A 17,243-nucleotide genomic window follows, 5' to 3' on the forward strand; every position below is an offset into this window, starting at 1 on the left:
GACCGACGCGAAATCATGACGGGGGTGGCAGCATGACCTCGATGAGATGCGGACCGGGCTCCGCCAGCGCTGCGGCAAACTGCTCCGCCAACTCCTCCGCCGTGCTCGCCCGTGACGCCGGCACACCCAGGCCCTCGGAGATCTTGACGTAATCCATGTTCGGAGACGACAGATCCAACATCGACTGTGCGACGACGCCGGCGCCTTCTGCGCCGACGCGTTGCAACTCGCCACGCAGAATGGCGTAAGCGCGATTGTTGAGCAGAATCGTCGTGACGTTCAACTGCTCTCGCGCCTGCGTCCACAACGCCGTGATCGTGTACATCGCGCTTCCGTCGGCTTCGAGATTGATCACCGGTCGCTCCGGCGCTGCCACCGCGGCGCCCGTCGCAACCGGAATTCCCTGGCCGATGGCCCCTCCGGTGAGCGTGAGCACGTCGTGGCGCGGCGCTCCGGCGAGGGCGATCGGAATCGCCCAACCGGAAGTGGCAGCCTCGTCGGAGATGATGGCATCGCCTGGCAGCAGGGCACCGATAACGTCTGCCCAATTTCGAACGTCCAGAGGCCCGCTCGGCAGTGCTGGCCGATTCGCTTCCTGCAGAACAGGTTCGACTCCCGGTGCCACGAGTTCTGCCACTGCTTCCAGAGCACCGGCAACATCGTCGCCGACGCTCGCCAGCGTTGTCACCGCAGCGCCCTCCGGTGCCAGATCGCTCGGTTTTCCGGGATACGCAAAGAACGAGACCGGCGAAACCGCGCCGGCCAGAACCAGCTGAGTTGTTCCGCGAAGTTGTTCGGTGGCGTGCTCGGCGAAGTACCCCAAGCGCTCGAATGACGGTAGCCCGGCGCCCCGTTGAAGCCTCGCTGGGAAGGTCTCGACCAGAATCTGCGCCCCCGTCGCGACGGCGATCCGGGAAGCGGCGCGCAGTCCGGCTTCGGAACACGCTGCGCCGCCCAGCAGTAGCGTCGCGCGGCCCTCGGCATTGAGCGCGCCTACCACCGAGTCGATCTGTGATGCAGAAGCTTCCGCTCGCGCCGGTATGTCCCGAGGCTCCGCAAGCACTCCACCTTCGCCCCACGAGACGTCAGCGGGTAGGACCAGTGTCGCGATCCTTCCGGGCGAATCCATTGACGCGGCAACGGCGTCAGCCGCATCGCTACCGACGGTCGCAGTGGATTCGGAACGTCGACTCCACCCCTCCAGCCATTCGGTCAGCGCGTCGATGTTCGATTCGAGAGGAGCGTCGAAACCGTGATGATATGTCGCGTGGTCCCCGACGATGTTCACGATCGGTGTGTGGGCGCGGCGCGCGTTGTGAAGGTTCGCCAGTCCGTTCGCCATACCGGGGCCGAGATGGAGCAGCGTCGCGGCAGGCTTTCCGGCGATCCGTGCGTAGCCGTCCGCGGTACCGGTCACAGCGCCCTCGAACAGGCCGAGTACGGCGCGCATCCGGGGAACGGAATCGAGTGCGGCAACAAAATGCATCTCGGACGTTCCGGGATTGCCGAAGCACACCTCGACACCCGAGTCGACCAGACTCTGGATAAGTGACTGTGCACCATTCATATCGGTCACCTCTTCTTCATGAAAGCTGCGAATGCTTCTTGCGCTTCATCGGATCGTCGCCGTCTCGCGAAATGATCCGACTCCACGTCGATGGTTTCCAGCAGGGAGTCGAGATGCGGTCGACGGAGCAGCATCTTCGTGAGCGCTACCGATTCAGCCGGGGAGTCTGCAATGCGAACTGCACGGTCCAGCGCCACGTCGAGTGCTGCGCCGGCCTCCACGACGCGATTGACCAGACCGGCTTCGGCAGCCTCGTCGGCGTCGAACATATCTCCGAGCATCAACAGCTCGGTCGCGCGTTTGAGGCCCGCGATCTGTGGCAACAAATAGCTCGATCCACCCTCGGGCGAGAGTCCGAGCGGAACGAACGGCAAGCGGAACCGCGTACCTCGTCCGGCAAACGCCAGGTCGCAGTGCAACAACATCGTGGTGCCGATCCCGACTGCAAATCCTTCGACCGCTGCGACAATCGGTTTACGTGCGGTGACAAGTGCGATCAACAGATCCTTGGCCTCACCGCCGTCCTCGCCGGCAGTGTCCTGAAAACTTCCGATGTCGTTACCACTGGTGAACACACCACCGGAACCCGTCAGCACCGAAACCCGCACTGCATCGTCGCCGTCCGAATCCCGGATCGCGTTCGTGAGTTCGCGGTACGTCTTCGCGTCGAGCGCGTTGCGCCTCTCCTGGCGATCCATCGTGAGCAACCGAACTCCCGCTGTGTGCTCCTCGATCCGAACAGTCATCCGTACCTCCGTCGTAGCCGAGAGTCTCGATTCAAGCTACTCGGTCGATTCAGCCGACTTCCAAGACGAGCTTTCCCTGCACATGTCCTTTCTCTCCGACTCGGTGTGCCTCCGCGATCTCGTCGAGCGGAAAGGCTCTCGTCGGGGGGAGGCTGAAGCGCCCGGATTCGATCAGCGCGCCGATATCACCGAGAGCGTGGATCGCCCGCCCGCTGTCGCCGCGGCTGAACCTCACGCCGTACATCTGTGCGCCGTCGAAATCGGCGATCGTAACCACATGATCTGTGTCGCCTGCCAACTCGATGAGCACCGGCAGCGCACCGGTTCCGGCCACGTCGAGCGCCAGATCGACGCCGTCTGGCACGAGTGCACGAACTCGCTCGCTGAGGCCCTCTCCATATGTGACCGGCTCGGCGCCGAGCGACCGTAGGTACTCGTGATTGGATGGACTTGCGGTACCGATCACCCGGGCGCCGCGAATCACAGCCAATTGGACTGCAGCGCTACCGACGTTGCCGGAGGCACCGTTCACGAGCAGAGTGCTGCCATTTTGCACCCCGAGTTGGTCGAGCGCGCGTGTCGCCGTCTCGACCGCCGCGGGCAGCGCGGCGACGTCGATAAAGTTGTGAAACAACGGGATAGGCGCAAAATACGCAAGCACTGCAAGTTCAGCCTGTGCCGCACCGTCAGTGCAGAAGCCGAAAACACGATCACCGAGGTTCACATCTGTGACGCCCTCACCGATCTCGTCGACGACGCCCGCCGCTTCGTACCCCAGGGTTTGCGGCAGCTCCTGATCCATCAGCCCCTGGCGCTTCTTCCAGTCACTGGCATTCACACCTGCCGCTCGGACGGCGATCCGAATCTGGCCTGGCCCCGCGTGCGGGTCGGGTAGGTCGACAAGCTCGAGGACTTCGGGCCCTCCGAACCTGCTGAAACGGGCTGCTTTCATATTGTGCTCCGATCTTGATTTCGGGACGGACCTCCGCGCCCGTTTGAAATCTAGGCGAAGTCTCTTCCCCGAAGCGAGGAACGTCACGTTCAGCGTTTCTTCAGAAACAGGTCCGTACCGTCGTCACCGGTTCGTCGAACTACTGAGGATGAACCGGCTGGCGATGCCCCCAATTCCAGAGGGTTGGGGGCGTCCTCCATTGGGGCGATCTCTGTTGGCGCAACATCTGTCGGCGTCCGAAAGATCTGCCCCGGCGCACCTTTGCGTTTACGCTCAGCCCGAGGAACTCCGCGCGAAAGAAAGCCGGTCGACTGACGATGAGCAAGAACACGGAGCCGTCTGCCCGCACCGTCATGCACACACCACGATTCTGGTTGACACCATTGATAGTGGTCACCCTCTTGATGTCCGCGCTGGCAGCGCTGTACATGGGCGGGATACTCGACCCCAAGAAACATCTGGACCAGTTCCCGATCGCCCTGGTCAACCAAGACGAAGGTGACACCCTCCCGGGCGGTGATCCCACCGATCGCAAGAATTTCGGAAACGACATAGTCGCCGGCCTCGAAAGCGGAATCGACCACCAGAAGATCGACCTGCAACAGATCGGCATCGCCGAAGCACAATCACGGCTGAACTCCGGCACGCTGTACGGGGCGATCGTGATTCCCAGTGATTTCACGAAAAGGACGATCATCCTGGCGGAGGCGAGCGTCGTCGCCGGTGATGTAGAACAACCGATCATCACGATCTACACCAATCCTCGAGCCGGTTCCGTCTCCGCATCTCTGGTCCAATCGATCGGTACTACAGCGCTCGCATCGGTCAACAAGAACATGGGCGAGCAGCTCACCGCGCTTGTCACCGCGCAGTTGGAGACGGGAGGCACCGGAACCCAGATCTCCGGAGCGAGCCGCCTGCTGCTCGAGAATCCGGTGAATGTACTCACCGTGGCTCACGATCCGCTTCCCGACGGCACCGGATTCGGTTTGGTTGCATTCTATTTCGCGCTGCTGTTGGTACTTGCCGGGTTCACCGGAGCAACCGTCGTCAATTCCTTGGTGGACGGCATGCTCGGTTATGCGCCCACGGAATTCGGTCCACTCTTCGTTCAGAACGATGTGGTGGGTATCAACAGGTTTCGGACGCTGCTAGTGAAATGGGCGTTCATGATCGTGCTGTCCGGGATAGTCTCCGCGTTGTTCCAATGGATCAGTCGCGCCCTCGGTATGCCGGTCACTCACGGGCTTGCGTTGTGGGAGTACGGGGCGTTGGTCATCACAGCGGTCGGCATCACGGCAATGTCGGTGATGGCCGCGTTCGGCTCGTTGGGCATGTTGATCAACCTGTTCGTCTTCGTCATTCTCGCGCTGCCCTCGTCCGGCGGCACCATCCCCCTCGAAGCCAGCCCCAGGTTGTATGCCTGGCTGGCCCAGTTCGAGCCGATGCACCAGATTTACATGGGCACACGGTCGATCCTGTTCTTCGGTGCGCGCGGTGAGGCCGGCCTGCTGCATGCCATCTGGATGACGTTGGTGGGTCTCCTGATCGGCGTCGTACTCGGCATCGTGACCACCCGTTTCTACGACCGCAAGGGCTACGAACGCACCCATCGCCCCAAGGTGGCGTGACATGGTACCCAGCAGGTATTTGATCGAAACCTATTGAGCCGATTCATTTCGATTGCGCGTTTCGGGAATCTTCGAGCCCCCTCCGCACGTTGTACAACTATGGCTAATTACAAAACAGTCAATCCCGCGACAGGTGAAACCGTCAGGGAATTCGATACTTTGGATGACGCCGGAGTTGAAGCCGCACTTGCGAACACGCATCGCGGCTACTTGACCTGGCGCAACAGTGCGCCTCAGCAGCGTGCGGCAGTCCTGAGCAAGACCGCCGAACTGTACACAGAGCGCGCAGACGAACTGGCTCGAATGATCTCGTTGGAGATGGGTAAGCCGGTCCGCGAGGCCAAGGGCGAAGTGCAGCTCTCGGCCGCGATCTATCAGTGGTACGCAGATCACGGTCCCGCACTGCTCGAGGAAGAACGACTCGACGTTCCCGGGGCCGAGGAGTCGGTTGTGTACCGGCGACCGATCGGCGCTCTCATCGGCGTCATGCCGTGGAACTTCCCGTACTACCAGGTCGCCCGGTTCGCGGCACCGAATCTGATGCTCGGCAACACGATCATTCTCAAGCACGCATCGAACTGTCCGCAGTCGGCGTTGCTGATGGAAGAGATTCTGCGACAAGCCGGATTGCCGGACGACGCCTATGTCAACGTCTTCGCGACCAACGAGCAGATCGCGGACATGATCGCCGATCCGCGCGTTCAGGGTGTGTCACTGACTGGCAGCGAACGCGCAGGCACCAGCGTCGCGGAAACTGCCGGACGCAATCTCAAGAAGGTAGTTCTCGAACTCGGCGGATCCGACGTGTTCATCGTCCTCGATTCCGACGACTTGGATGCCACAGTCAAGTCAGCAACCAAGGCGCGGCTGTCCAATGCCGGCCAGGCGTGCAATGCGGCCAAGCGTTTCATCGTCACCGAAGATTTCTACGACGACTTCACCCGCAAGTTGGCGACCTCCTTCGAATCCGTCACTGCCGGTGACCCGTTGGACGAATCCACAGTCTTGGGTCCGCTCTCTTCGCAGAGCGCGGCAGACACTCTGATCGAGCAGATCGACGACGCGGTATCCAAGGGCGCCACACTGCTGACCGGGGGAAAGAAGATCGACGGCCCGGGCGCCTACGTTCAACCGACATTGCTCGCAGACGTGACACCGGACATGCGGGCGTACAGCGAAGAACTGTTCGGACCTGCCGGCGTCGTCTACAAGGTCAAGTCGGCCACCGAGGCTGTGGAACTTGCCAATTCGTCGGTCTACGGACTGAGCGGATCCGTATGGAGCAGCGATCTTGATTCCGCGCGGTCGGTCGCTGCCGATCTCGACGTGGGGATGGCGTTTGTCAACGAGCACGGTACGACGTTGCCCGGCCTGCCCTTCGGTGGAGTCAAGCGCTCCGGAGTTGGCCGCGAACTCGGCCCGTGGGGAATGGACGAGTTCGTCAACAAGAAGCTGATCCGCGTCTCGAAGAAGTAACTCGGCGCAGAAGTAGTTCGACGCGAAGGAAGGCCCTGACCTCGATGGAGGTCGGGGCCTTTCCTCATAACCCACGGACCAGCGTGAGGGTCCGCTGCCTGATCACTTGCTTGCCCGAGTGGCGGTCTGACGAGAGAGACTCCAACCGAACCGAGACGCAACGAGAGCCACGAGCCAGCCCAACAAGGCACCCGCGAACGGAGTGGCGACGGCGGTGTAGATCGCCTCGTAGGAAACACCGACCGACACGGTGGAGCCTCCGACAAAGGCGAAATCGGTCCGGTAGGCGAGGGTCGCCCACTCGACCAGAACGGAGACAACAACAATCAGGAACCCCGATACGAAACCGAAGCCGGCCAGAAGAACATGAAGTGCACGCATCGGATCAGTGTGCCTGTAACGCCCACCCAGATGAAACCGACCTGCTGGTATGACACTTTCACGAATTGCTCGCACTACCGCGATCGCCGCCGCCCTCTGCGCGAGCGCCGCTGTCTGTTCCGCGACGTCAGCGTTCGCGGAGGTCGTCGACGTCACGATCGTTCCCGGCCTCAGCAGCGGCCCGACAACGCCGTACGGAGCCGGCTGCACGTATCTGGTGGTAGCCAGGACAGCGGAGTTGGTCGAGCCGAACGTTTCGATAGTCGACATGAACCGGGCGTCGACCATGTTCCCGCAGGAATTGATCTGGGACACCGTCAATCCCTACTTCACCTTGCCGGTTGCGCTCGGCCACGCCGTCACACTGTGGACTCCGACGGCGCCCGGTGAGCACTCTCTGATGGCCTACCAGACATCCGCGGGCGGGCCGGTCGCAACGGTCAACGTCAATCCGGCCACCCCGATCGGGCCGGGGTGCATCGTCGCGCCCTGAACCACCGTCCGTCAGCTCTCCAAGAAGTCGACGAGCACCCGGTTCAGTTCATCGGCGGGAACCATCGGAATGCTGTGGTGTGAAGCATCTTCCAACACCTCGACGCGCGCTGCGGGAACACGCTCACGTACTACCTTGGCCACTGTTGCCGCATCATGCACGCGCCCGTCCCGCGCGAGGACCACCAACAACTCGACATCCAGAGCGCTCGTGTCCTGCTCCGAAGGACGTTGAGGCACTACCAGATTGGGTCGTGGTAGATCCGAAGTGCCCAATTCCGCAAGTGAGAGCCAGTCGGAGTCGATGCTCAGCTCGCCTGTCTCCCACTCCAACAGTCGCCGTCGGCGTGCTCGCGAGGGCTTGAGCAACAACGGAAGTGCACGCAGAAGGTAGCCCGCCTTCATGCCGGAGAAACTCGAATTGGGGTCGAGCAGAACAAGTTTCCCGACACGATTCGGTCGATGCATCGCAAAGGACAACGCAATCGTCGCGCCGTAGGAATGTCCGATCACATCGACGGTGTCAGCGCCGGTGCAATCGACTATCGAGTCCATCCACTCGATCAGATCGTCGACGGACTTCATTCGATCACCATTCGGAATGCTGAGTCCGGCATCACCCAGGGTGTCGACGGCAAGAACACGCCGGGATTTCGACAGCGCCCCAACGTTGTCGAACCACACCGTCGAGGTGGCGCCTCCCCCGGACAGAAGGATCAACGGCCGCGAGTCTTCACGTCCACAGACGTTCACATGTGTGCTGCCGAACCGCCCCGCGAGATCCACACCCAGCGGTTTCTGCGGCCATTTGGTCAGTACGGCGTCGTATGCGCGATTGAAGTTCATCCCCACCCCCATTTCTCTCGATTATCGAGATAGTAGACAATCGAGAGACGACACACCAGGGCTGGGAGATATCCATGAGCGTCGGCGACACAGAAGACGAAGCGATGGCGATCGTGCACTCGCTTCGCGCGCTGACCGTCGACTTGAACGTGGCGGTTTCCGGATTTGCGTCCAAAAACACGATGCACTCCACCGACGTGCGCGCGCTGATCTGCCTTCTCGACGCCGAGCGCTCGAACACACCGGCGACGCCAGGCTGGCTCGGCGCGCAACTGGGCATCAACTCGGCGTCGGTGACCGCGCTCGTCGACCGGATGGTCAAAGCGGGCCACGTAGCTCGGGAACGCGATTCGGCGGACCGACGGCGAGTGATCTTGCAGGTCACACCAGCGGCGGTCACACTCGGCGAGAGCTTCTTCGGCCCACTCATTTCACGGGCAGTGAGCACCATCGGCAATTACACGGCCACCGAGCGAGCCACCATCGCGAGTTTCATCGTGGCGATGCGAGCGGATGTGGAGCGGGCTCGCATCGATAGGGAGCCCTCCCGGTGACTTGCATACTTCCTGCCGGAGAACGTGCGTTTCTAGTCGACCTCGATTCCGAAGCCGACGTGCTCACGTTCACCGAAGCTCTGACGCGAAGCACCCCGGTCGGGGTCGAAGACTTCCTCCCCGCAGCGCGCACCGTTCTGGTCACCTGTAGCCCGACGGCAGATCTCACATACGTCCGGCAGTGCTTGAACTATCTGGAGCAGTCCAAGTCCGCTGCGATCGCGGACGCGCATTCCGAGACCGACCTTCTCACCATCTCCGTCAGGTACGACGGGCCCGACCTCGACGACGTCGCACGGTCACTCGGAATGACCCGATCCGAGGTGGTTACGGCTCATACCGGCGCGATGTGGCGTTGCGCCTTCATCGGATTCGCACCCGGCTTCGCCTACCTGACTTCAGGCGACACTCGGCTCGACGTACCGCGTCGAATTCAATCACGAACCGCTGTGCCTGCCGGTTCCGTCGCCCTGGCCGCTGGATACAGCGCGGTCTACCCGCGGGCATCACCCGGTGGCTGGCAGATCATCGGAAGCACCGACGCCGTGATGTGGGACCTGAACGCCACACCACCGGCTACCGTTCAGCCCGGAAGACGCGTGCGCTTCGTGGACGAGAATCAACGATGAATGGTCTGGAGATACTCGAAATCGGGCCGCTGAGCCTGATCCAGGACCTCGGACGGATCGGGCACCTTCGCTCGGGTGTCGGGGTTTCCGGAGCGGCAGACAGGCGATCGCTCAAACTCGGCAATCGACTCGTCGGCAACGACGAGAGCGCGGCCGGTATCGAGGTCCTCCTGGGTGGGCTGAGCATGCGGGCGCGCCAAGCGACAACGATCGCGTTCACCGGAGCGCCGGCACAGGCCTACCGCGACGGCATTCCGGTCGGGCATTCGAGCGTGATCTCTCTGCGGGCTGGTCAGACCGTCCGCCTGGACTACGCACCGAGCGGGCTGCGGACGTATCTGACCGTCCGAGGCGGCATTGTGGTTCCCGAGATCCTGGGATCGCGCAGCACCGACACGATGTCCGGGATCGGTCCGGCTCCTCTCGAGCCTGGCGTTGTTCTCCCGATCGGGCCTTCGCCGACCGCGTTCTCACTCGTCGACCTCGCACCGGTGCCGCCGATGACAAACGAGACTCTCGACATTCGAGTCCTATTCGGTCCGCGTGCAGATCGATTCACCAACCCCGAAACACTCGTCCAGGGCCGATGGGCGGTTTCGACCGACTCTGACCGAATCGGGGCACGCCTCGATCGCGTCGGCGCCGACGAACTGCTTCGACGCACCGATGACACCGAACTGCCCACCGAAGGCGTGGCACTCGGATCGATCCAGGTCCCACCCAGCGGCCAACCTGTCGTGTTCCTCGCCGACCACCCCATCACCGGCGGTTATCCGGTGGTCGGAGTGGTCGCGGACGCAGATATCGACCGGCTCGGCCAAGCCCGCCCGGGTCAGTACATCCGGTTCGTCGGCGCCTGAGCAGCGCCGAGCGTTCTCGTGTCGGACCTTGCCGTCACACTGATGCTGTGCGAGTTGTCCTGGTCCCCGGTAGTACGACGTCCACGGGAGCTGTGACGGCGACTGTCCTACGGACCGATCCCGGTGGAACGCCGCTCGCCGATCCCGTCGAATACCCCGACCTGATCGCAGCGGTGCGCACCATCGAGGAAGCCGAGCACCCGCGGTGGGTGTGGCCGAGTACGGCGACCGTGTACCCACCGCTACTGCGGGCAGGCGTACGGGTTCAGCGGTGCCACGACATCTCCCTGACTCGCGCGATCCTCGGAATGCGCGTCGGCAAACCGTCACCACCTGCCGACGAGTTCGACGACGACCGCCTCGGTCTCTTCGACACCGCCCCCGTTCTCGATCCCCTCGCCGTCGCCACCGAATTCGCCGAGCAGCGCGCAACCGTCGGCGCGGACGCTCGACTGGACTTGTTGATCGCAGCAGAATCGGCCGGCGCTCTCAGCGCCGCCGAAATGACGCACACGGGCCTTCCGTTCTCGACGCAGAAGCATCGCGAACTCCTCGAAGAACGGCTGGGGCCGCGCCCGACCGGATACGACCTCCCCGCCCGTATGCAGGAACTTGCCGCCCAGATCAGTGAGGTATTCGGGCGCACCGTCAATCCTTCGTCGTCGGTGGAGATCACCGAGGCGTTCGGGCGTCAGGGCATCGAACTGCCGTCGACGCGCAAGTGGTTTCTGCAGGAAATCGATCATCCGGCTGTGCCGCTACTCCTTCGTCACCGCGAACTCGCCAAGCTGTACAGCACCAACGGTTGGCAGTGGATGGACAGTTGGGTGCGGGGAGATCGATTCCGTCCGATCTACGTTCCCGGTGGTGTCGTGTCCGGCAGGTGGGCGAGCCGAGGCGGCGGGGCCCTCCAGATTCCGAAGACCATGCGCTCGAGCGTCGTCGCCGATCCGGGCCACCTGTTCGTCGTCGCCGACGCCGGTCAGCTCGAGCCCCGAATTCTGGCTGCCATGTCCGGCGACCGCCGCATGATGGCCGCCGCCGGGGACGACGACCTGTACGCACTTGTCGGTGCCGAAGCCTTCGGCGGTGATCGCGCAAAAGCCAAGGTCGCAATCCTCGGAGTCCTGTACGGGGCGACGGCGGGTGAAGCCAAAGCACTACTCATCTTGTTGCGGAAGCGATTCCCGGTCGCCGTCGAGTACGTCGAGCAAGCTGCGAAGGCAGGCGAGCGCGGCGAGGTGGTTCGGTCACTGCTCGGCCGGGCTTGTCCCCCACCGTCTCCCGACTTCTACTCCCACGGCGACGCTCATGCCCGCGGTCGTTTCACGCGGAACTTCGTCGTGCAGGCCACCGCGTCCGAGTGGGCGCTGTGCCTCCTGGCCGACCTCAGGCGACGCCTCGCCGAAGATCCGGACGGCGAATTGGTCTTCTTCCAGCACGACGAAGTGGTCGTGCATACCCGCAACCCCGAAACCGGTACCGCGCACGTGCTGGCCGCAGCTGCTTCGGCAACTCGATTGCTGTTCGGCGACACAGTGGTCCGTTTCCCCATGGACGTCGCAGCCCGCGAGACATACGGCAAAGGCACTTCGTAGCGTCGTCAATTCCACTCCAAGTGGTTCCACCGCGCCCGTATTGCGTGTTCTACTGGAAAACGTTGCTTTGTTGGTGCTGGTCGACTGCGTTCGAGGAGAACCATGACCAAGCTGGATACAACTGACGCAGAACGGAACGAGCACGGAGCGGTAAAACGCCGTCGCCTGCCGATCTTCACCGTGATCGCCCTTGCGATCTTCGCCTTCGTCGCAGGCGGTTTCGGTGGTTCGTTCCAAGGCAAACTCGCCGAGATACAAAAGAACGACAACGCCTCCTACCTCCCGAGTTCCGCCGAATCGACGATCGTCAGCAACCAATCCGCGAACTTCCTTGCCGTCGAGACAATCCCTGGTTTTGTTCTGTTCCATCGAGATTCGGCCCTCACCGAGGCAGACAAGTCTGCAATCAACTCGGCGTACGACGCCATTTCCGGCGTCTCCGGAGTAGATGCCGACGGTATGCAGCCCACCCAGTACTCCGCCGACGGCACAACTGCGTCGATCTTCGTGCCACTCGTCGCCAAGGAAGGCGACACCGCCGTGGCAGGAGATGTTCTGGCGACCACCGAACAGAACGTCATCGACGCCGCGAAGCAGGCTGCCGGGGATGTCGAGGTACTGCCCGCCGGACCAGGTGGGCTACTCGTTGCCTTCATCGACGCCTTCGCCGGTCTGGACGGAGCGCTGCTGGGTGCGGCACTTCTGGTCGTGATCCTCATCCTGCTTGTCGTGTACCGGTCGCCTGTCCTGTGGTTCTTTCCGCTGTTCTCCGCACTTCTCGCAATCGGCTTGTCCTCGATGGTGATCTACTTCCTCGCGAAGGCCGAAGTACTCACGTTGACCGGTCAATCCCAAGGCATCCTCTTTGTCCTGGTGATCGGTGCCGGTACCGACTACGCCCTACTCTTGATTTCTCGCTATCGCGAAGAACTGCACACGTATCCCAACCGCTTCGACGCGATGATCAAGGCCTGGCGCGAGTCTGCGCCGGCCATCACCGCTTCGGCTGTCACCGTAATTCTCGGTCTGCTGTGTCTGACGTTCTCTCAACTCAACTCCAACAAGAGCCTCGGACCCGTCGCCGCCATCGGCATCGCCTGCACCTACCTGGTGATGATGACGTTCATGCCTGTCGCTCTGGCCGCCACCGGACGGTGGGTCTTCTGGCCGCGCAAGCCCAAGGTCGATCACGCCGCAGACCTTACGACGCACGGGATGTGGGGCAAGATCGCCGAGGCCGTCGGCAGCAAGGACCGTCCACTGTGGATCGGCGCCACTGTCTTGTTGATCATCCTGTTCGCAGCCGGGATCGGCAGTCTCAAAACCGACGGCCTGACATCCACCGAAAGCTTCACCAACCGCCCCGACGCCGTTGTCGGACAAGAACTCTACGACTCGAAGTTCGATCCCGGAGCCGGCGCACCGGCTGTGATCACCACAAACGCCGACCAGGCCGACGCCGTCATCAAGGCAGCCAGCGGAGTCGAAGGTATCTCGCAGGATCCGGGCGCCGTCTGCACGCAGGTGGACGTCGCGAAGGTCAGCGAGCTGATCAAGACCAACCCCGCTGCCGTCGCACAAGCCGCTGCTGCGGGTTGCGCCCCTGCAGCTTTCACCGTTGCACCGATCGACGGCCGAAGCATGATCAACGCAACCCTCGCCGACTCCTACGATTCACCGCAGGCACTCGACACCGTCAAGCGACTGCGGACGGCGGTGCACGACGTGCCCGGCGCCGACGCACTTGTCGGCGGCAGCACGGCCACCACCCTCGACGTCCAGGCCGCCTCGGTCCGCGACAGAAACCTGATCATCCCGATCGTGCTGGTGGTGATCTTCCTGGTCCTGGCCGCTTTGCTTCGCGCTCTGCTGATCCCGGTGATTCTCATTGTCACCGTGGTGCTTTCCTTCGCGGCGACACTCGGCGTGAGCGGATTCTTCTTCACCCACGTATTCGGGTTCGCCGGGGCGGATCAATCGTTCCCGCTGTTCGCCTTCGTGTTCCTGGTCGCTCTGGGTATCGACTACAACATCTTCCTGATGACCCGAGTGCGGGAGGAGACGGGAGAATTCGGCACCCGCTCAGGTGTTCTGCGCGGACTTGCCGTGACGGGCGGTGTGATCACGTCAGCCGGAATCGTCTTGGCCGCAACATTTGCCGTACTGGGAATCCTGCCACTGGTCTTCCTCGCCGAGATCGGATTTGCCGTGGCCTTCGGCGTGCTGCTCGATACGATCATCGTGCGCAGCGTCCTGGTTCCGGCGCTCTCGCACGACATCGGGAAACGCATCTGGTGGCCGTCCGAACTGGCCCGCGCAAAAGACTGATCGACTACAGAAACGCTTCTTTTGTCCACAGGTGAAAGAGTGCGTAGGCACGCCAGGGCCGCCAGCGCTCCGACAACGCTGCGGCCTCTTTGCCCGACGAAACCCCCAGCGCACGTTTCAATACCAGATCGTCGGGTACAAATGCGTCGCGATCACCAAGAATTCGAACGGTGAGATAGTCAGCGGTCCACGGTCCGATTCCCGGTAGCGCCAACAACTCTTGTCGAAATTGGACGGGATCCGCATCCCAGGTGAGGTCGAGGCCGTCCGCTGCGGCAGTTGCCAACGTGTGCACCGTTTTTGCGCGCGCCGTGGTCAATCCGACGGCTTTCTGAATGTTCTCCGGCGATTGCGCTGCAACCGCGCCCGGATCAGGGAAGGCAAGAAACTCACCTCCAACCGACTCCCCGAATGCGCCGACAAAGCGTCCACCGAACGTCCTCGCCGCGCCGAGCGAAACTTGTTGTCCCAGAACAGTGAGCACCGCGGTCTCGAACCCGTCCACCGAGCCGAGTACCCGCAATCCCGGACGGGCCGCCACGAGTGGGGCCAACAACTCGTCACTGCCGAACGCTGCCTCCACAGCGGTGTGATCGGCGTCGAGGTCGAGCCAACGACGCACGGTCGCCTCGAGTACCTCGGAATCCGATTCCGGTGCAGCAGCATCCACCACCACGTAGTCATCACTCCACGACACCGACACGACTGCCGGGCCGGAAGGCAACGGTATGACCCTGGTGTGAACACCGTCGTCGTGACGCTCCAAGCCGGCGATACAGTGAGCCCGCAATGCGCCAGTGAGCGGTTCGACCGCATACGGTTTCTGAAAGTACAGCTTCACCTCGCTCACCGGCTCGATTCCAGATCCAGCAGAATCGCTTTCAATTCGGGGCCACCCGCGTACTGCCCGAGGCTGCCGTCGCTGCGCACCACCCGGTGGCACGGGACCACCAACGGCAACGGATTCTTGGCACACGCCGTCCCTACGGCACGCACGGCACGTGGACTACCCGACGCTGCTGCGACCACCGAATAGCTTGCGGTGTGGCCGTATTCGATTTCGGGGAGATGGCGCAACACTTCGCGTCGGAACCCCTTCGCGAGTTGAAAATCCAAGTTCAGATCGAATTCCCTACGCGCACCGGCAAAGTACTCGTCCAGCTCCCGAGCGACGTTGTCGAGCCTCCGCGGATAATGAAGCACTCGGGGGCTGACAGTGTCGGACAATCGTTCCAAAACCCGATCGTGCCCTTCGACGGCAAAAGCAACCCGCACCAAACCCACGTCGGTCGCCGCCAGCAGTAGCTTTCCAACAGGTGAATCGACGGTTCGGTACGCCACGTCGATCAATTCGGCTTCGGAGGCCTCCGTGGCCAGGCGCGCGCGAAGCCGGGTCAGAGCGTCGGCGTCAACGGCTGGAAGTGCCTCGAACACTTCGGCGTCGGTATTCATGAGTGACTCCCTTCCGCAGCGGCGGCGGACAAGTAGGTTCTTCGTAAGGTGGCGATACCGTCGGCACCCGCACGTCTGGCGGCTGCCGGAGTATTACCGAGGATGTCCGCGATCTCGGCGTACGGCAGCCCACCCAGAAAGTGATAGGCAACTGCCGCACGTTGTTTGAGTGGTAGTTGTTCGAGTGCGTCCCACAGTTCGTGATCCCATGTGCCCGGTACGCCGATTCGCGTCGGCAATTCCGGAACGTCGTCTGTCGGAACGGCCACGCGGGCACGCACTCGGGTGATGTCGATAGCCTTGCGGTGCGCGATGGTCACCAGCCAGGCTTCGATGTTCGCGTCCGGGTTCAGATCCGGATAGGCCCGCATCGCTGCGATGAACGTCTCGGACCACGCGTCCTCGGCGTCGACGGGACCGACGACCGCACGGCAGACCCGAAGGACCACAGCACCGTATTCGGTCACGACGTCTTCGAACGGTTTCAGTGTCACGATCGGTAGACGTTCCCGATCACCGAATTGTGAGTCGAGCGCATCAGAAGAGGACATCCGATTCGCCGCCGTGCTCTCGATCGAGGAGGAAGCGCTTGCGTTCGAGGCCGCCGGCAAAACCGGTCAGGCTTCCGTCGCTTCCGACCACGCGATGGCAGGGAACGATGATGCTGATCGGATTCTTACCGTTTGCCGCAGCGGCAGCGCGGATGGCAAGTGGGTTACCCAAAGTTTGCGCGAGCTCCATGTAGGTCCAGGTTTCGCCGTACGGGATCGTTCGCAAGACGTCCCACACTCGCTTCTGAAACTCTGTACCCACGGGCGCCAGCGGCACGGAGAACTCCGTGCGATCACCCTCGAAGTACTCCGTGAGCTGCGATTCGACTTCACCGAAGACCGCCGGGGAACGATCACCGAATGTGGACTCGTCCGGCTTGTGACGATGCTCCGCCATGTACAGCCCGCAGAGGTTCTCACCTGCCGCTACCAGCGTCAACGCCCCGATCGGCGAGTCGATCACGGTATGCGTCCGGATTGCCGTCATGTCTCGATCCTTCCAGGTTGCGCGGTCCAGCAGGCAGCGGGTGAATTGATTGTCCGCGCTTGCACCGACACCTCGAAGACGCCGCGCGCCTCGTGAATGTGAGATTTACCTGTACTTTGACGTCACATCAGGCAGTATCGAGGGATGGCTCTAGTTTTGCCCGGAAGCTCCACCGTCGTCCGCTCCGTCGGCGACGTGGTGCACTGGTCCCTGTCCACGGTCGCTTTTGCGGTCACCCTGCCCACTCGACTCGAGGCGCTCCTCTTCTCCGTCGAGAGGTTGGTGGCACGCATCAACCAGATCGCTGACAACGCCGACCGCGTCGTCATCGGGGCCGCCGCCGTGACCGTTCGAGCGGAGACGTTGGTCGAAGCAGTCGAGCAGACCTCGGACATCGCGGGACAGCTCCTCGAGATCTACGAGCCCATTGCCCTGCAGCTCGCGCCGCTGGCCGCAAGGTTCGCCGACGACCTTTCCGAGGCGGAGGTCAGTGCCGCAATCAAGCTGATCGACCAACTGCCGGAGCTCACCGACCGGGTGGCCGCGGTGCTGCCCATCCTCGGAACCCTGGACTCCGTCTCGCCCGAGATCCACGAACTCCTGGGAGTAGTCAAGGACCTGCGGCAGGCGATTGTCGGAGTTCCCGGCTTTCACTTCTTCCGCAAGCGAGGCGAAGCCAAGCTGGATTGATTT

Annotated in this window: 18 protein-coding genes; 9 read left to right on the forward strand and 9 right to left on the reverse strand. The window is 62.5% G+C overall.

Annotated features, from left to right (window positions below):
* Positions 1 to 13: 13 nt before the first annotated feature.
* Genes ACWF6P_RS08390 through ACWF6P_RS08400 form a run of 3 tightly spaced genes read right to left on the reverse strand, consistent with a single transcriptional unit; the run spans position 14 to position 3,265 of the window.
* Complete coding sequence (locus ACWF6P_RS08390; protein ID WP_452620704.1) at positions 14 to 1,567, reverse strand: acetolactate synthase large subunit; 1,554 nt, start codon at positions 1,565 to 1,567, stop codon at positions 14 to 16.
* 5 nt (positions 1,568 to 1,572) lie between these two features.
* Positions 1,573 to 2,313 carry an enoyl-CoA hydratase/isomerase family protein gene (locus ACWF6P_RS08395; RefSeq protein WP_452620705.1) on the reverse strand — a complete coding sequence of 247 codons (741 nt, stop codon included), beginning with the start codon at positions 2,311 to 2,313 and terminating at the stop codon, positions 1,573 to 1,575.
* A gap of 49 nt (positions 2,314 to 2,362) precedes the next feature.
* Positions 2,363 to 3,265: an NADP-dependent oxidoreductase gene (locus tag ACWF6P_RS08400; RefSeq protein WP_452620706.1), complete on the reverse strand. Its 903-nt coding sequence runs from the start codon at positions 3,263 to 3,265 to the stop codon at positions 2,363 to 2,365.
* Between the two features lie 317 nt (positions 3,266 to 3,582).
* On the opposite strand from ACWF6P_RS08400, the gene ACWF6P_RS08405 reads away from it, so the two are divergent.
* The gene (locus ACWF6P_RS08405; protein ID WP_452620707.1) at positions 3,583 to 4,896 is read left to right on the forward strand and encodes a YhgE/Pip domain-containing protein; all 1,314 of its coding nucleotides are present in this window, start codon (positions 3,583 to 3,585) and stop codon (positions 4,894 to 4,896) included.
* Between the two features lie 99 nt (positions 4,897 to 4,995).
* Complete coding sequence (locus ACWF6P_RS08410; protein ID WP_317552114.1) at positions 4,996 to 6,372, forward strand: NAD-dependent succinate-semialdehyde dehydrogenase; 1,377 nt, start codon at positions 4,996 to 4,998, stop codon at positions 6,370 to 6,372.
* Between the two features lie 102 nt (positions 6,373 to 6,474).
* On the opposite strand, the gene ACWF6P_RS08415 is transcribed toward ACWF6P_RS08410, so the two are convergent.
* Positions 6,475 to 6,753, reverse strand: coding sequence for a hypothetical protein (locus tag ACWF6P_RS08415; protein WP_452620708.1), 279 nt, complete (start codon positions 6,751 to 6,753; stop codon positions 6,475 to 6,477).
* A gap of 49 nt (positions 6,754 to 6,802) precedes the next feature.
* Between ACWF6P_RS08415 and ACWF6P_RS08420 the strand changes: the two genes are divergently transcribed.
* The gene (locus ACWF6P_RS08420) at positions 6,803 to 7,246 is read left to right on the forward strand and encodes a hypothetical protein (RefSeq protein ID WP_452620709.1); all 444 of its coding nucleotides are present in this window, start codon (positions 6,803 to 6,805) and stop codon (positions 7,244 to 7,246) included.
* Between the two features lie 11 nt (positions 7,247 to 7,257).
* On the opposite strand, the gene ACWF6P_RS08425 is transcribed toward ACWF6P_RS08420, so the two are convergent.
* On the reverse strand, positions 7,258 to 8,091 hold the full coding sequence (locus tag ACWF6P_RS08425; protein WP_452620711.1) for an alpha/beta fold hydrolase: 834 nt from the start codon (positions 8,089 to 8,091) through the stop codon (positions 7,258 to 7,260).
* A gap of 74 nt (positions 8,092 to 8,165) precedes the next feature.
* Here ACWF6P_RS08425 and ACWF6P_RS08430 point away from each other — a divergent pair, with 74 nt between their 5' ends.
* From ACWF6P_RS08430 to ACWF6P_RS08450, 5 genes are all read left to right on the forward strand, one after another.
* Positions 8,166 to 8,645 carry a MarR family winged helix-turn-helix transcriptional regulator gene (locus ACWF6P_RS08430; protein WP_378531328.1) on the forward strand — a complete coding sequence of 160 codons (480 nt, stop codon included), beginning with the start codon at positions 8,166 to 8,168 and terminating at the stop codon, positions 8,643 to 8,645.
* Entirely contained in the window at positions 8,642 to 9,274 is a 633-nt protein-coding gene (locus ACWF6P_RS08435; RefSeq protein ID WP_452620712.1) for a 5-oxoprolinase subunit B family protein, read from the forward strand. Before ACWF6P_RS08430 ends, ACWF6P_RS08435 begins: the two co-directional genes overlap by 4 nt.
* Complete coding sequence (locus ACWF6P_RS08440; RefSeq protein ID WP_452620713.1) at positions 9,271 to 10,134, forward strand: 5-oxoprolinase subunit C family protein; 864 nt, start codon at positions 9,271 to 9,273, stop codon at positions 10,132 to 10,134. Before ACWF6P_RS08435 ends, ACWF6P_RS08440 begins: the two co-directional genes overlap by 4 nt.
* Before the next feature lie 47 nt (positions 10,135 to 10,181).
* A complete protein-coding gene (locus ACWF6P_RS08445; protein ID WP_378531322.1) occupies positions 10,182 to 11,732 on the forward strand; it encodes a bifunctional 3'-5' exonuclease/DNA polymerase in 1,551 nt (516 codons plus the stop codon).
* Between the two features lie 102 nt (positions 11,733 to 11,834).
* Complete coding sequence (locus ACWF6P_RS08450; protein WP_452620714.1) at positions 11,835 to 14,060, forward strand: MMPL family transporter; 2,226 nt, start codon at positions 11,835 to 11,837, stop codon at positions 14,058 to 14,060.
* 4 nt (positions 14,061 to 14,064) lie between these two features.
* Here ACWF6P_RS08450 and ACWF6P_RS08455 read toward each other — a convergent pair whose 3' ends face one another.
* From ACWF6P_RS08455 to ACWF6P_RS08470, 4 genes are read right to left on the reverse strand one after another with little or no spacing between them, the layout of a single operon-like run.
* Complete coding sequence (locus ACWF6P_RS08455; RefSeq protein WP_452620715.1) at positions 14,065 to 14,910, reverse strand: DNA-3-methyladenine glycosylase family protein; 846 nt, start codon at positions 14,908 to 14,910, stop codon at positions 14,065 to 14,067.
* Entirely contained in the window at positions 14,907 to 15,512 is a 606-nt protein-coding gene (locus ACWF6P_RS08460) for a methylated-DNA--[protein]-cysteine S-methyltransferase (RefSeq protein WP_452620716.1), read from the reverse strand. Before ACWF6P_RS08460 ends, ACWF6P_RS08455 begins: the two co-directional genes overlap by 4 nt.
* Positions 15,509 to 16,063, reverse strand: coding sequence for an RNA polymerase sigma factor (locus ACWF6P_RS08465; RefSeq protein ID WP_378628832.1), 555 nt, complete (start codon positions 16,061 to 16,063; stop codon positions 15,509 to 15,511). The genes ACWF6P_RS08460 and ACWF6P_RS08465 overlap by 4 nt, the downstream gene beginning before the upstream one ends.
* Positions 16,050 to 16,550, reverse strand: a complete 501-nt coding sequence (locus ACWF6P_RS08470; RefSeq protein ID WP_378446906.1) for a methylated-DNA--[protein]-cysteine S-methyltransferase — start codon at positions 16,548 to 16,550, stop codon at positions 16,050 to 16,052. Before ACWF6P_RS08470 ends, ACWF6P_RS08465 begins: the two co-directional genes overlap by 14 nt.
* A gap of 144 nt (positions 16,551 to 16,694) precedes the next feature.
* On the opposite strand from ACWF6P_RS08470, the gene ACWF6P_RS08475 reads away from it, so the two are divergent.
* On the forward strand, positions 16,695 to 17,240 hold the full coding sequence (locus tag ACWF6P_RS08475) for a hypothetical protein (protein WP_007729604.1): 546 nt from the start codon (positions 16,695 to 16,697) through the stop codon (positions 17,238 to 17,240).
* The last annotated feature ends 3 nt before the right edge of the window (positions 17,241 to 17,243 follow it).

The sequence above is a fragment of the Rhodococcus sp. NPDC055024 genome, assembly GCF_053608585.1.

Excerpts from the sequence above, each read along its gene's own strand:
- ACWF6P_RS08400 (WP_452620706.1), bottom strand. The coding sequence starts at position 3,265 with ATGAAAGCAGCCCGTTTCAGCAGGTTCGGAGGGCCCGAAGTCCTCGAG.
- ACWF6P_RS08440 (WP_452620713.1), top strand. The coding sequence starts at position 9,271 with ATGAATGGTCTGGAGATACTCGAAATCGGGCCGCTGAGCCTGATCCAG.
- ACWF6P_RS08430 (WP_378531328.1), top strand. The coding sequence starts at position 8,166 with ATGAGCGTCGGCGACACAGAAGACGAAGCGATGGCGATCGTGCACTCG.
- ACWF6P_RS08415 (WP_452620708.1), bottom strand. The coding sequence starts at position 6,753 with ATGCGTGCACTTCATGTTCTTCTGGCCGGCTTCGGTTTCGTATCGGGG.
- ACWF6P_RS08475 (WP_007729604.1), top strand. The coding sequence starts at position 16,695 with ATGGCTCTAGTTTTGCCCGGAAGCTCCACCGTCGTCCGCTCCGTCGGC.
- ACWF6P_RS08395 (WP_452620705.1), bottom strand. The coding sequence starts at position 2,313 with ATGACTGTTCGGATCGAGGAGCACACAGCGGGAGTTCGGTTGCTCACG.
- ACWF6P_RS08460 (WP_452620716.1), bottom strand. The coding sequence starts at position 15,512 with ATGAATACCGACGCCGAAGTGTTCGAGGCACTTCCAGCCGTTGACGCC.
- ACWF6P_RS08450 (WP_452620714.1), top strand. The coding sequence starts at position 11,835 with ATGACCAAGCTGGATACAACTGACGCAGAACGGAACGAGCACGGAGCG.
- ACWF6P_RS08470 (WP_378446906.1), bottom strand. The coding sequence starts at position 16,550 with ATGACGGCAATCCGGACGCATACCGTGATCGACTCGCCGATCGGGGCG.
- ACWF6P_RS08425 (WP_452620711.1), bottom strand. The coding sequence starts at position 8,091 with ATGAACTTCAATCGCGCATACGACGCCGTACTGACCAAATGGCCGCAG.
- ACWF6P_RS08420 (WP_452620709.1), top strand. The coding sequence starts at position 6,803 with ATGACACTTTCACGAATTGCTCGCACTACCGCGATCGCCGCCGCCCTC.
- ACWF6P_RS08405 (WP_452620707.1), top strand. The coding sequence starts at position 3,583 with ATGAGCAAGAACACGGAGCCGTCTGCCCGCACCGTCATGCACACACCA.
- ACWF6P_RS08465 (WP_378628832.1), bottom strand. The coding sequence starts at position 16,063 with ATGTCCTCTTCTGATGCGCTCGACTCACAATTCGGTGATCGGGAACGT.
- ACWF6P_RS08390 (WP_452620704.1), bottom strand. The coding sequence starts at position 1,567 with ATGAATGGTGCACAGTCACTTATCCAGAGTCTGGTCGACTCGGGTGTC.
- ACWF6P_RS08410 (WP_317552114.1), top strand. The coding sequence starts at position 4,996 with ATGGCTAATTACAAAACAGTCAATCCCGCGACAGGTGAAACCGTCAGG.